10 protein-coding genes are annotated in these 12,690 nt (G+C 53.1%); all 10 read right to left on the bottom strand.

Going from position 1 to position 12,690, the window contains the following annotated elements; genetic code table 11:
• Window positions 1–30: 30 nt before the first annotated feature.
• Window positions 31–1,923 carry an ATP-binding protein gene (locus tag WMO29_RS12225; RefSeq protein WP_349164981.1) on the bottom strand — a complete coding sequence of 631 codons (1,893 nt, stop codon included), beginning with the start codon at window positions 1,921–1,923 and terminating at the stop codon, window positions 31–33.
• A 28-nt stretch (window positions 1,924–1,951) separates the two neighbouring features.
• Complete coding sequence (locus tag WMO29_RS12220) at window positions 1,952–3,346, bottom strand: MATE family efflux transporter (protein ID WP_349164980.1); 1,395 nt, start codon at window positions 3,344–3,346, stop codon at window positions 1,952–1,954.
• Window positions 3,343–3,873: a phosphatase PAP2 family protein gene (locus WMO29_RS12215; RefSeq protein WP_178039877.1), complete on the bottom strand. Its 531-nt coding sequence runs from the start codon at window positions 3,871–3,873 to the stop codon at window positions 3,343–3,345. The genes WMO29_RS12220 and WMO29_RS12215 overlap by 4 nt, the downstream gene beginning before the upstream one ends.
• Before the next feature lies 1 nt (window position 3,874).
• The gene (locus WMO29_RS12210) at window positions 3,875–4,105 is read right to left on the bottom strand and encodes a hypothetical protein (protein WP_178039878.1); all 231 of its coding nucleotides are present in this window, start codon (window positions 4,103–4,105) and stop codon (window positions 3,875–3,877) included.
• Window positions 4,106–4,179: 74 nt separating this feature from the next.
• Window positions 4,180–6,084, bottom strand: a complete 1,905-nt coding sequence (locus WMO29_RS12205) for a glycosyltransferase family protein (protein WP_349164979.1) — start codon at window positions 6,082–6,084, stop codon at window positions 4,180–4,182.
• Window positions 6,085–6,120: 36 nt separating this feature from the next.
• Complete coding sequence (locus WMO29_RS12200; RefSeq protein ID WP_349164978.1) at window positions 6,121–7,914, bottom strand: cobaltochelatase CobT-related protein; 1,794 nt, start codon at window positions 7,912–7,914, stop codon at window positions 6,121–6,123.
• Between the two features lie 21 nt (window positions 7,915–7,935).
• The gene (locus WMO29_RS12195) at window positions 7,936–8,850 is read right to left on the bottom strand and encodes an AAA family ATPase (protein ID WP_349164977.1); all 915 of its coding nucleotides are present in this window, start codon (window positions 8,848–8,850) and stop codon (window positions 7,936–7,938) included.
• A 26-nt stretch (window positions 8,851–8,876) separates the two neighbouring features.
• Window positions 8,877–9,590: an HAD family hydrolase gene (locus tag WMO29_RS12190; protein WP_349164976.1), complete on the bottom strand. Its 714-nt coding sequence runs from the start codon at window positions 9,588–9,590 to the stop codon at window positions 8,877–8,879.
• A gap of 60 nt (window positions 9,591–9,650) precedes the next feature.
• A complete protein-coding gene (gene hemW / locus WMO29_RS12185) occupies window positions 9,651–10,769 on the bottom strand; it encodes a radical SAM family heme chaperone HemW (RefSeq protein WP_349164975.1) in 1,119 nt (372 codons plus the stop codon).
• A gap of 11 nt (window positions 10,770–10,780) precedes the next feature.
• Window positions 10,781–12,595: a translation elongation factor 4 gene (lepA, locus tag WMO29_RS12180; protein ID WP_349164974.1), complete on the bottom strand. Its 1,815-nt coding sequence runs from the start codon at window positions 12,593–12,595 to the stop codon at window positions 10,781–10,783.
• Between the last annotated feature and the right edge of the window lie 95 nt (window positions 12,596–12,690).

Here is a 12,690-nt window from a genome sequence, read left to right as displayed (position 1 = left end):
CGCGAGTTCTTTTGTAAAAATAAGAATCTTCTATTTTTTCTTCACATATCCATGAATCATCCGCGCCAGCTTCCCGTAATCCAGCGGCTTACTTAAGTGTTCGTTGACGCCCGCTTCCCGGCTTTTCTCAATGTCTTCCGTGAAGGCATTGGCGGTCATGGCAAAAATGGGAATGGACGCTGCGTCCGGCCGCTCCATGGCACGTATCTGCTTCGTAGCCATAAGGCCGTTCATCACAGGCATCATCACATCCATCAGAATGATATCGTAAGTCCCCGCCGGGTTTTCCCGGAACCGGTCGACCGCCTGCTGTCCGTCGCCGGCCCAGGTCACGGACGCGCCCTTTTCCTTCAGCATGGCTGCAGCGATTTCCATATTCAGCTCATTGTCCTCTACCAGAAGTACATGCAGGCCGGACAAATCATCCTCTGTATTCTCTGCTTCTCTTTTCTTCTGTATCTCCTCTTTCCCTGTCTGCCGGAAATGAAACCGCAGCTGCACCGCCGTTCCCTCTCCGGGCTCACTTTCGATGGTCACAGTTCCGTCCAGCAAATCCGTCAGCTTCTTCACAATCGCCAGGCCAAGTCCTGCGCCCGCAGCGCCGCCGACTGACGAGCTGCGTTCCTGTTCAAAGGCTTCAAAGATATGCTCCTGAAATTCTTTGCTGATACCGATCCCCGTATCCTGAATCCGGAACCCATATTCCGAAGTTCCATCGTTTTCCGGAACCTCCGTTACAAAAAATATAATTTTTCCGCCGGCCGGTGTAAACTTTACCGCATTATTGATGATATTAACCAGAATCCGCTGCAGCTTTCCTTCGTCACAGTGTACATACGGATCCGCCACTTCCTGCCAGATCGTAAGGGCAATTCCTTTCTGTTCGACAGACGGGAGAAATAGCGTTTCCATATCTTTCACCAGCGCCGTCAAATCAATATCACTTTCTTCCAGCTCCAGCTTGCCATTTTCAATCCGGGTCAGATCCAGTACGTCGTTAATCAGATTCAGAAGCACCTGACCGGAATTCTTGATTTTTCCCACCGCATTGACTACCTGCGCCTCATCCCCGGGATTCCGGTCAATCATATCCGTGAATCCCAAAATGGCATTGATGGGAGTACGGATATCATGGGACATATTTGCCAGAAAGATCGTTTTTACTCTTCCGGCCTCAACCGCCTGCCGGGACGCTTTCTTTTCCAGCTCCAACGCTTCCTTCAGACTTTCGTTATAGCGCTCTTCCTTCATGCTTTTCTGTCGATCCGCCATGAAAAGATACGCAAACAGCGTTCCCAGCACCAGACAGAAGGGCTGAAACGGATAAGTCATCCGCAGGGGAATCAGGTATGTATTAGCCAGAACCGCCGCGAACGGAATCGTAGACAGCAGCAGGGACTGCAAAAGATACGGCTCCTTTTCGTACATTTTGTGATAGAGAATATAAATGCCATTTATAAAAGCTTCCAGATAATAGAACAGATTGATGACCGTAAAAAGTTCAAATCCACTGCCCCGGACATAGTCTCCCGTGTCTGTGATATACCAGACATAGCCATTATCAGGGGACATTACAACCATGACAAGCAGAATGATAAGCGGAAGCTTCTCCACTATCTGAAACCACCGTCCATGAGGCACATTGGTATAACTGCGGACAAACAGCTGCCATATGAACGGCGTGATCACATAGACCAGGAAAAACAGGAAGATAACAATCTGAAACCCCGGCTCCTGATTTCTTCCCTCCAGAAAGTCGACCGCAAAGCCCGCGTCCAGCAACACATAGAGCACTACTGTGATATCCAGCACCTGATACATGCGCTTCATTTTCTCCTGCTTCATATCGTTGCAGATCTTCACGAATAAAATCAGCAGTATAATGATCATAAATACGGTACTGGTCAGATAATTGGCAACCATTTTTCACGCTCCAAAGACATTAATAGAATTATTGTACCACATTTCGGGTATGAGAAAAAGACTTTTTTCGCCGCCCGTCTGATGGGGAACAGCTTTTCAGCCATCCATAGGCAATGGTACAGATCATCACGGACAACATCGAACCCGCCGCCGTGGCAAGTCCCATGGGCAGGAGGCTCATGGGGAACAGCTTTGACATCAAATACGCGCCCGGAATACGCACCAGCACAATGGCCGCAATATTGTGCAGGAAAGACAGCTCTGAACGTCCACAGGCACAGAAATAACCACTGAAGCTGAAATGAATTCCCGCGAACATACAGTCAAAAATATAACCACGGAAGTACCAGCCGCCCTGCATCACCACGGCTGCGTCCTTCGAGAACAGGCCGACCACCGGATTTGCGATAAACTGAACCAGAACCGCCATAAAAAGGCCAAACCCTGTAGCTATGAAGATGGCGTAACGCAGTGTCTTCCTTGCCCGCTCTTCCTCTCCGGCGCCGATATTCTGGGCGCAGAGAGCCGATACTGTAGACAGCATCGAAGAGGGCACCAGGAACACAAAGCTGATGATTTTCTCCACGATTCCCACCGCTGCCGCATCCGTGAGTCCGCGGCGGTTCGCGATAACGGTAATCAGGATAAAGGACACCTGAATCAGACCGTCCTGCATTGCCACCGGAAGACCAATGCGAAGAAGCTGTCCCATGGCTGTGCCCCTGGGCTTCAGATCTGATTTTTTCATGGTAAGCCCGGTATCCCGCCGCCTAATGGCCCAGAAGGCAATCAAAACACTGACTGTCTGAGACAGGGTCGTACCAAGGGCTGCGCCCGCAGGTCCCATATGGAAGGCTCCCATGAACAGATAATCTAATACGATATTGACGCCACAGGCGATGGCGATAAAGTACATAGGACTTTTCGAGTCACCCAGGCCCCGGAAAATGGAACTGATCACATTGTAGGCAGTGATAAAGGGAATACCGATAAAACAAATCGTCAGATACTGAATCGTACCTGCCACAGCCTCCTCCGGCGTGGAAATCAGCGCCACAATGGGCCGCACCAGCACTGTCAGCAGCACCATCAGCGCCACCGATACGCCCAGGAACAGTACGACGGTATTGCCAATGGCCTCGCCGGCCCGCTTTTTATCCCGGGCTCCTACGGCCTGTCCGATACTGACCGTGGTTCCCATGGCCAGACCTACCAGAATCACAGTCAGCATATGCATCACCTGGCTTCCCAGAGACACCGCCGTGGTGGCTGCCGTTCCGTCAAACTGACCGATGATAAAAAGATCCGCCATGCCATACAGGGTCTGCAGAAAATAGGACAGCAGATAGGGCAGGGAAAAGTATAAAATATTGCTCAGCACGCTGCCGGAATTAAAATCTCGCGCTTTCTCACATTTTCTCATCGGAGCTTCCCTCCCGTCAGCTTCCAGGCCACAAATCCGGCCGCGCATCCGATCACCACTCCGCCCAGTACATCTGTGGGGAAATGTACCCCCAGATAAATCCGGGAAAATCCAATCAGCGACGCCACGATGAGCGCCGGTACTCCGATGCTGTGAGGCATGCCAAGAAACATGACCGACGCCACCGCAAAGGCCGCGCCCGTGTGTCCCGACGGGAAGGAATAGTCTGCCGGTTCCTGCACCAGAAGAATCAGATCCTCCAGAAGATGATAAGGCCGCACTCTGGCTACCCAGTTTTTCAAAAGCAGATTGACCACCAGAAATTCCAGAATCATGGACACGGTGGCCGCCTCGCCCACCCTGCGCCATTTTGGCTGCAGAAGCAGTGCCAGGCAGGCCGCGATGGAGAGAAACCCTGCGTTTTCCAGTGAGGTGATGCACCACATCACCTTATTTTGCAACGGCCCCCGGATGCTATTCTGCAAAAACATCATGAAACGGTATTCCCATTCAAAAAATTTTTCCATCTCAGATCTCCGTAAAGGTGTATCGCTGCAAAAGCCCGGAGGTATTTACATGATAGACGACAGTTCCATCGGCCAGATCTTCCCGTTCAAAGGTGAAGTCCCGCTCTTTTTCGTGGTGTTTCCTTACATATTCTTCCAAATCATCAATAGGAACCTCCTCGATAAAGACGTCCCGCATCTGATTGTTGGCACACTCGTTGAAAATCTCATGAACAACTTCATATTCTTTCATTTGCAAATCCCCTTTCCCGGGCATAGCCCTCTCTCTTTTTCGCTGCCCGTCCTGTTCCCGTATAAGACCTCTGCTTAGTACGGCGGCCTGATATTCGGAATACAGTAGACCGCAAAGGAATACAGCGACAATACCGCCGAGGTTCCCAGCACAAGCTGAAACCACTTCGTCCTCGAAGTCTCCGGCTTTAATGCCGCCGCGTTGGCCGCGAAAATCAGCACCGGAACCATGTAACGCCCCTGGGCCTGGAAATCAATGAACCAGGCATTGTAGAGCAATAGCGCGTAAGACACCAGCGCGCAGAAAAACAGAAGTCCCAGCTTCACCTTCCGCTCCCCGTGTCCCTTTTCCCGAAGCACAGAACCGCAGCAGCCGATGAGATACACCAGATACAGCGCCCCCATCAGCAGACAGTACCAGTCCGGACTGGGGAACTGGAGACTTCCGTAGGTTCCCACAAAGGAACGGAACGTAGTCTTGTGAAGTCCCATTTTAAATAGCAGCTCCGAAAGCCCCACGCCCTTGCCGTAGAGATTGAAGGCCGAGCTCTGCTCCGCAGGCGGTGAAGCCGGATTCAGCTTCGGAATCGCGATCTGCTCCTGAAGCGTAAGGAGCACCCGGTGCCGGTGAACGCCATAATGCAGAAATTCCGGAATATAACGGATTCCCAGGAACCCAAACGCGAAGCCCGCTACCCAGAGATAGCTGATCAACCGGTTCTTTTTCTCCTCCGCAGGCGCTGTGAAGAGATCCACCAGCAACATACAGAAGGCATAAATGGCGAACACATAGAAGTTCTGTTTGGACATGAAAATATTGGAAAACAAAAATCCCAGAAGCAATACCCGCCACCAGTCTGCTTTCTTCACGCCCCGTCTGCAAAGCTTCTGCAGCATACTGTCCGGTCTCGCCACCTGATAGAGCACCAGCACGCCCACCGCGTAGTCCATGGCATCCGAGGTACAATAGGTATAGAGATACCAGATCTGGGGCGTCAGGAACATGACGGCCAGAAGCCAGCGGTTCTTTTTCAGGCTGCAGAAAATCAGATAAAAAAGCCCCGCCGCCATCAGCACACTGAACAGCCGCACCGCATGCTCAAAGGTAAAAAGCCTCGCGATCTGAGCCGCAAAAATATAGAACAGGTCAAGCTCCGTAAGGCGCGCCGTTCCGAACACGGAATAGGCCGCCATCTCCAGATCTCTTGCGTCCGGAATCTTCCAGTGGGTAATGTAATACTGCACCGAATAGACCGCCTCAGACTCATCGGGGTTCACCAAATCAGAGCCTGTGAAAGCTCCGGTTACTATCAGAACCAGCGCCAGCAGCCCCGCTATATAAAATAACGTATCAACTGCCAGGAAAAACCGTCCCTCCCGCTGCCGCCAGATTTTCCGCACATAGAATTCAGCCGCGGCCCAGACGAGTAAAAGCAGAGGCAGCAGATAAAAGACGCCGGTCCGCGCATAGCGCCCCGCCATTTCCTTATAAAACTCCCGGAACACATCCGTAGTCAGAAGCTGAGAATCATCGCCTGTGATATAAAGCCCCAAAGAGCCGCTGTCCGTCTCATACATCTGAACCTGATCGTTGGGCGAAAATGAAGCCAGAAGTTCTTCTCCGGAAAGCTCTCCTGCGTAAAAGCCATTAATAAAAAACGCAATGTCCCTGATTTGAATCTCGTCATCCAAATTGTAATCAATTGGGTCCAGGCGTTTGAAGGTCTGTCCGTCGCGCCAGCGGATATCCCAGAAGAAAAAGCGGGCTTCGCCGGGCTTTTTATCAGCATTCTTTACGCTGTCCAGTCCCAGATTTTCCGTCGGGGAAGCAAAGACCTTGCAGTGATTGCCCGCCGTATAATCTTCTTTTTCAAAATCCACACGCATTTCTGTAAGTATGACCGACGGATAAAGCAGAAATCCGGCCAGCACCAGAACCAGTACCAGGGGCTTCCACCATTTTTTCAGCCACGTTTTCATATACTAAAACTCCTCGTATATAAGTTTATAGTCCTTTTACTGTGCCGTATCGTCCAACTGACGCTTCAGATAGAGTCCTACCACACCGGAAAAATTCATAATATTGCGGATGTAAGCGAAATCCCTGCCGAATATCCGCCGCTCCGCCTGCAGATCCTGCTCCTCCCCGGCGAAAACGCCCAGCACGGAGATGCCCTCCGCACGAACCTTTCGCACCTCGGAAGCCGTATCCCGCACCGCATAGTCACCTGCGTAGGGCGCAGGGTTCTTGCTGTTGGGCCGGTTCACGATGATGTCGTTGGGACGCCCGTCGCTTAAGACGATGAGAACCTTATTTTCCTCGGGGCGTTCCCGAAGACTGGCCGCAGCCGCCCGGATGGCCAGGCCGTCCCGGTTATTGGACGAGGCGTGAAACTCAAAGATCCTCTTATTGGCCTCCTTCGGGTCGTCATAGTCCCGGTAGCGCTGCATGACCGTGTAGTCCCAGAAGGTACAAAAGCCCATGACCCGATGAGGAATCTGTACGTTGCTTAAGGCCTCGCTGATGATATAACCCTGCAGGGCCACCAGGCTCTGACGGCTTCTTTGAGAACCGCTGGCATCAATGAGCACGTGAACCACAAATTCTGAGCTGTCCTTTTTCAGCACCCGCTCAAAAAGCTTCTTATCATGGCTGCGGCCCAGCTTCCAGAGTCTCGCGGGCACAATATTCCCGTACTCGCTCCGCACGCTCTCCCGCTCGCTGCGGGCCACCAGCGCCCGCCTTAAGGTATCCGTCAGCTGCTCGATATTTCTCCGGGCCACCCGGGTGTGATGGCCGAAGACCCGCAGGTTCTCGCTCTTCGCCCGTCTCGCGTACTCCGACTGGTAATTTCTCCGGACCATATTCGAGAGGATACCGTCGGTGAAATAAAGGCTGCAGTCCGCGTGGGCTCCCCGACAGAGGCTCCGGTTCAGGCGCGCCTGCTCCCCGGCGCTTAAATATGATCGGCCGTAATTCAGCTCGATATAGGAATACATCTTCGCCGCGGCCTCCGCGTCCACCAGAACCCGTTTCATGCGGGTCTCCCGCTTTTCTTCCTCATTCGGGACCTCGCTGGTCTGGGTTACGGCCTGGCTGACCTGATTCAGCACCTGGGTCAGCTCTTCCTCCCTGGCCTCTTCCTCCAGATAATCCTTCCAGCTGAACTCCTTCAGTTCCTCCATGGTCACGGCCAGCACCTTGTCCAGATTGCCGTGGTTGCGCTCAAAATAAGGATCGACTAACCAGTTGTAAAGCCGGTCCGTTACCCGAACAATCTCCATGGTGTCATAGGTATCCGTTAAAGTCGCCAGCAGATCCAGCGCCTGCTGCATCCGGGCCTGCTCCACGCTTACCTGTCCCCGAACCGCCTGCTGCATCATGCAGATCTTGATCTGTCCCAGATAATAGGAGGCCAGACGGGTAAAATCATAGTCCAGCAGATCGGAAAACGCTTTTTTCCGGATTTCCATGACGCCTTTGCGCTCCGCGCTGATTTTCTGATAAACCGCGCTGTCCACGCAAAGCTGCGCCACATTGGTCAGCGCCTGCTCGTCCGCCCCGTAATAGAGCTTCTTCACCAGATAAAGCCCGAAGGCGTTCCGGTCAAAATACCGGGAAAAGGCCCCCTGCTTCACCGCGTCGTACAGGGACACCCAGGGCGATTTGGCGAAGGACACCGTATCCAGCTTGATGTTGTCGCCATAATTGCCGCTGACTGTCCAGTACAGGTTCCGGATTCGATTTTCTATCTCATACTGATTTTCGTCAAAATACTCTTCCTGATCGAGATGTTCCTGTTCTCTCATACTGCCTCGCTGAAAAGAAGTTTAAAATAATTCGCTGCCGGTCCACTCCTCCGGGATCCGGGTCATCACGATATCGCCGATGATCTCTTTTTCAAAGATATCAAAGCTCTTATTGGTAATTCCCATGGTAATCGCCTTCCGGGGCGTGAGGCCGCAGCGCACGGTCTTCAGGGCTCCAATCATGCCTCGGAGATCCAGCGGCTTCGTGGAAATCTCGCTGTTCTGAGCCTTGGTCTGCAGATCCAGAAACAGACCCGCAAAGGCCCGAAGCCCCTCTTCCTTCGCGTCCGGGAAATTTGCCCGGAGAATCAGCATCAGGGTCTCCTCGGTCAGCGGCGGCATATCAATCACCAGGAACCGGGACACCAGCGCCTCATTCAGCTCTCTGGTTCCCGCATAGCCGTAATTCATGGTTCCGATAAAGCGGGTAGCCGAATGGAGCTCAATCTTATCATAGCCCGGCACATCAATGAGACGGCGGTAGTCCAAGGTGGCGTGAAGCACGGAAACCGCGTCGTTTTTCGCCATGTTGATCTCATCAAAGACGCCAAAGCCGCCGTTTTCAGCGCACTGATAGACCGGTCCCTTCCGAAGCCGTACCTCGTTGTCCACAAAGGTGTCAGTTCCGATAAGAGAACTGCTGTCCGTATTCACATTAAAGGAAATATTGTAGGAGGGACGCCCGAAAATCCAGGCCAGATTCTCCGCCAGAATGTTCTTTCCCGTGGCCTTGGAGCCGGAAAGCAGGACATTTTCTCCCTGTAAGAGGGCCGCGATGGCCATCTCCAGAATCTCTTTCCCATAAAAGGGGATCGGGGGCTTCGCTACGCGGTTCTTCACGGCCTCCGCCACCGGATATTGCTCCCGGAATTTCTCTACCTCCTGAATCAGCAGCGGATTCACCTGCTGCTCCTCTAAAAAATGCAATTCGTTCATATTCGTTTTATTCCTTCTCTATGGTCTTAAGCCAGTGATTTTACATAGGGAACCAGCTCGTCAAAATGGCGGATAATCTTATAATCCTCCGGTTTCAGATCGGTCTGCTCCGGCAGAACCTTCTCCTTGGCCCGGTACCAGACCGGATGCATGCCCGCTTTTGCGGAACCTGCCACATCCTTTTTGAAGGTATCTCCCACAAACACCATTTCCTCGGGCTTACAGCCTGCCTTTTTCACACACAGGGCCATAAATTCCGGATGGGGCTTCTCATGGCCCGCCTCCTGGCTGGTCACCATATGGGTGATATAGGGTGCAAATCCAAATCGCTCCAGCTTCTGATACTGCATCCAGAAGGTCATATCCGTGCCGATTCCCACGCCGATGCCCATTTTCCGAAGCGCCCGTATGGCCTCGATACTTCCCGGCTCCGCCTTGCTCTCTGCAAGCAGAGCGTCCCAGTACAGATGATACAGCTTCTCCACATGGGGAAACAGGGGCTTGCCCCACTGCTCCAGCAGGTTCTGCAGGCGGATGCTGCGGCTGTGGGTGGCTGCGTCGTCCTTTCCCAGACGGACCTTCAGCTCTTCGTTCATCCGCTTGTATTCGCTCCGAAAATACGCTTTGGCAATTCCAAGCTCTTTTTCGGCATATTCCGCCATACGCTCCACGCCCAGCGCGTGGCCTTTTTCATAGTCATACAGGGTATCGTCAATATCGAACACTACTTCTTTTATCATACGCCGTCTCCTTCTCTTCTCCCGTTCTTACTATATACTATTTTTCCCTTTGAATCCAGTCTAATCTAGCAGAAATTCCGCCAGTACCATGTTGCTCACATCGATGCCCCGATCCGTCAGACGAACCCGTCCGTCAGCCCGTTCCAGCAGCCCTTCCTGCACCAAACGTTCCAGTACCGGACCGTATGTTTTCCGAATCTGTTCCGTCACGGCCACACCCCGCATTTCCCGAAGCCCCAGGAACATGGTTTCCTCCAGGGCGTCCCCGGCGCTTAAGGGCTCCACGCTTTCATAAGTGAAATGGCCTTTCAGATATTCCTGTAAATCGGTGCTGTTTTTGTAGCGCACTTCGTTCAAAAGCGACGCTGCGCCAATGCCGAAGCCCCTGTAATCGGTTCGTTCCCAGTAAGACAGATTATGACGGCATTCACAGCCCGGTTTCGCATAGTTGGAGATCTCGTAGCGCTCATAGCCCTTTTCATGGAGAAATGCTTTCGTGTCCTCATACATGATCCGATCCAGATCCTCGCCCGGAAGCTCCGACTCCCGGGGCCCGTTCTCCCTGTATTTTTCGTAAAAGGGCGTACCCTCCTCGATAATCAGGCTGTAAGCGGAAATATGCTCCGGATCGAGCGCCGTGACCTTCTGAAGCGTGGACAGCCAGTCCTCCCTGGTCTGTCCGGGCAAGGCGGACATCAGGTCGATATTTACATTGGAAAAACCAAGCTCCCGCACCAGCGCGTAATTCTCCCGGAACTGCTCCCAGGTGTGAATACGCCCCAGGATCTTCAGTTCCCGGTTGTCCGCCGACTGTAAACCGATACTCAGGCGGTTGACGCCTGCCGCTTTATAATTTTCCAGTTTTTTCCTGTTCAGTGTGCCCGGATTACACTCCACCGTAATCTCCGCATCGGGACGCAAAAGAAGCCGCCGGGAAACCTCGTCGAGGATTCCTGCCAGCTCTTCTCCTGCCAGAAGAGAGGGCGTGCCGCCTCCAAAAAAGACGGTCGCTCCCTCATATGTTTCATTCAAGTCTCCGGCTGACCGGATTTCTTCCTTCAACGCACGTACATACGCGGCCCGGGTCGTCTCGTCCGCCGGGGCAGAGAGGAAATCGCAGTAGGCGCATTTGCGCACGCAGAAGGGAATGTGAATATAGATACCAAGCTTTTTTTTCATGTCAGCCAATCCTATTTGTCATCCAGCTTCAGTACGCTCATGAAGGCCTTCTGTGGAATCTCCACATTGCCCACCTGGCGCATCCGCTTCTTTCCTTCCTTCTGCTTCTCCAGAAGCTTCTTCTTACGGCTGATATCACCGCCGTAACACTTGGCCAGCACGTCTTTCCGCATGGCCCGGACGGTCTCACGGGCGATGACCTTGCCGCCCACAGCTGCCTGAATCGGGATCTCAAAGAGATGACGCGGAATCTCATCCTTCAGCTTCTCACACATTTTGCGGCCACGCTCGTAGGCAGTACTGCTGTGGACAATGAAGGACAGGGCGTCCACCTCTTCCTTATTGATCAGGATATCCAACTTCACCAGATCGGCCTGCACATAGCCCTTCATCTCATAGTCGAAGGACGCGTAGCCTCTGGAACGAGATTTCAGGGCGTCGAAGAAGTCATAGATGATCTCATTCAGCGGAAGCTCATATTTTAACAGGGCACGGGTCTCCTCCATATATTCCATGCCAAGGTAGATGCCCCTTCGCTCCTGGCAGAGCTCCATGATGGAACCGATGAACTCGGTGGTCACCATGATCTCAGCGCTGACGAAGGGCTCCTCCATATGCTCGATCTCCGACGGGTCGGGCAGATTGGACGGGTTCGTCAGATCGATGACCTCGCCGTTGGTCTTATAAACCTTGTAGATAACGCCCGGAGCCGTGGTTACCAGGTCCAGGTTGTATTCCCTCTCCAGACGCTCCTGGATGATTTCCAGATGGAGTAGTCCCAGGAATCCGCAGCGGAAACCAAATCCCAATGCAATAGATGTCTCCGGCTCAAACTGGAGGGACGCATCGTTTAACTGCAGCTTCTCCAGGGCGTCACGGAGATCCGGATACTTGGCTCCATCCGCCGGATAGAGACCGCAGTACACCATGGGCAGAACCTTCTTGTAGCCCGGCAGCGGCGCGGCGCAGGGATTATCCCGGTCGGTAATCGTATCACCTACACGGGTGTCCCGGACATTTTTGATGCTGGCTGTCACGTAGCCTACCATACCAGCAGACAGCTCGTCGCAGGGAATGAACTGGCCTGCGCCGAAGTAGCCTACCTCCACGACCTCTTCCTCGGCTCCGGTGGCCATCATGCGGATGGTGGTTCCCTTCTTCACCGTACCCTCTTTAATTCGACAGAAAATAATAACGCCCTTATAGGAATCGTATACGGAATCGAAAATCAGGGCCTTCAGGGGCGCGTTCGGGTCGCCCGTGGGAGCCGGTATTTTATGCACGATGGCTTCCAGCACCTGATCCACATTCAGACCGGTTTTCGCGGAAATCTGGGGCGCGTCCTGGGCCTCCAGGCCGATGACGTCCTCAATCTCGTCGATGACCCGCTGGGGCTCGGCGCTGGGCAGGTCGATCTTGTTGATAACCGGGATCACGTCCAGATCGTGGTCGAGCGCCAGATACACATTTGCCAGTGTCTGGGCTTCGATACCCTGGGCCGCGTCCACCACCAGGATGGCGCCGTCGCAGGCCGCCAGGCTTCGGGATACCTCGTAGTTAAAGTCCACATGGCCCGGTGTATCGATGAGGTTGAAGATATACTCCTCGCCGTCCTTGGCCTTGTATACAGTGCGGACGGTCTGGGCCTTGATGGTGATTCCGCGCTCCCGCTCCAGATCCATATTGTCCAGCACCTGGGCCTGCATCTCCCGGCTGGTCAGAAGACCGGTCTGCTCGATGATGCGGTCCGCCAGGGTGGATTTTCCGTGGTCGATGTGAGCAATGATACAGAAATTGCGGATTTTACTCTGGTCAAATGTTGTCATTCAAAAATTCCTCCGTTATCTGGGTTAGTTTTATCTAATTCATAAAACGCCAAAAAGCGGGTGCGTAAAAACGCCCGCTTTCCGGTCTATTATCA

The organism is Laedolimicola intestinihominis (genome assembly GCF_040096155.1).
Classification (GTDB): domain Bacteria; phylum Bacillota; class Clostridia; order Lachnospirales; family Lachnospiraceae; genus Laedolimicola; species Laedolimicola intestinihominis.
The sequence above is the reverse complement of the archived record's forward strand: the minus strand, read 5'-3'. Positions and strand labels throughout refer to the sequence as shown.

What these genes read in the sequence shown, in the direction of transcription:
- WMO29_RS12225 (WP_349164981.1), bottom strand. Translation starts at nt 1,923, where the DNA reads ATGGTTGCCAATTATCTGACCAGTACCGTATTTATGATCATTATACTG.
- WMO29_RS12220 (WP_349164980.1), bottom strand. Translation starts at nt 3,346, where the DNA reads ATGAGAAAATGTGAGAAAGCGCGAGATTTTAATTCCGGCAGCGTGCTG.
- WMO29_RS12215 (WP_178039877.1), bottom strand. Translation starts at nt 3,873, where the DNA reads ATGGAAAAATTTTTTGAATGGGAATACCGTTTCATGATGTTTTTGCAG.
- WMO29_RS12210 (WP_178039878.1), bottom strand. Translation starts at nt 4,105, where the DNA reads ATGAAAGAATATGAAGTTGTTCATGAGATTTTCAACGAGTGTGCCAAC.
- WMO29_RS12205 (WP_349164979.1), bottom strand. Translation starts at nt 6,084, where the DNA reads ATGAAAACGTGGCTGAAAAAATGGTGGAAGCCCCTGGTACTGGTTCTG.
- WMO29_RS12200 (WP_349164978.1), bottom strand. Translation starts at nt 7,914, where the DNA reads ATGAGAGAACAGGAACATCTCGATCAGGAAGAGTATTTTGACGAAAAT.
- WMO29_RS12195 (WP_349164977.1), bottom strand. Translation starts at nt 8,850, where the DNA reads ATGAACGAATTGCATTTTTTAGAGGAGCAGCAGGTGAATCCGCTGCTG.
- WMO29_RS12190 (WP_349164976.1), bottom strand. Translation starts at nt 9,590, where the DNA reads ATGATAAAAGAAGTAGTGTTCGATATTGACGATACCCTGTATGACTAT.
- hemW (WP_349164975.1), bottom strand. Translation starts at nt 10,769, where the DNA reads ATGAAAAAAAAGCTTGGTATCTATATTCACATTCCCTTCTGCGTGCGC.
- lepA (WP_349164974.1), bottom strand. Translation starts at nt 12,595, where the DNA reads ATGACAACATTTGACCAGAGTAAAATCCGCAATTTCTGTATCATTGCT.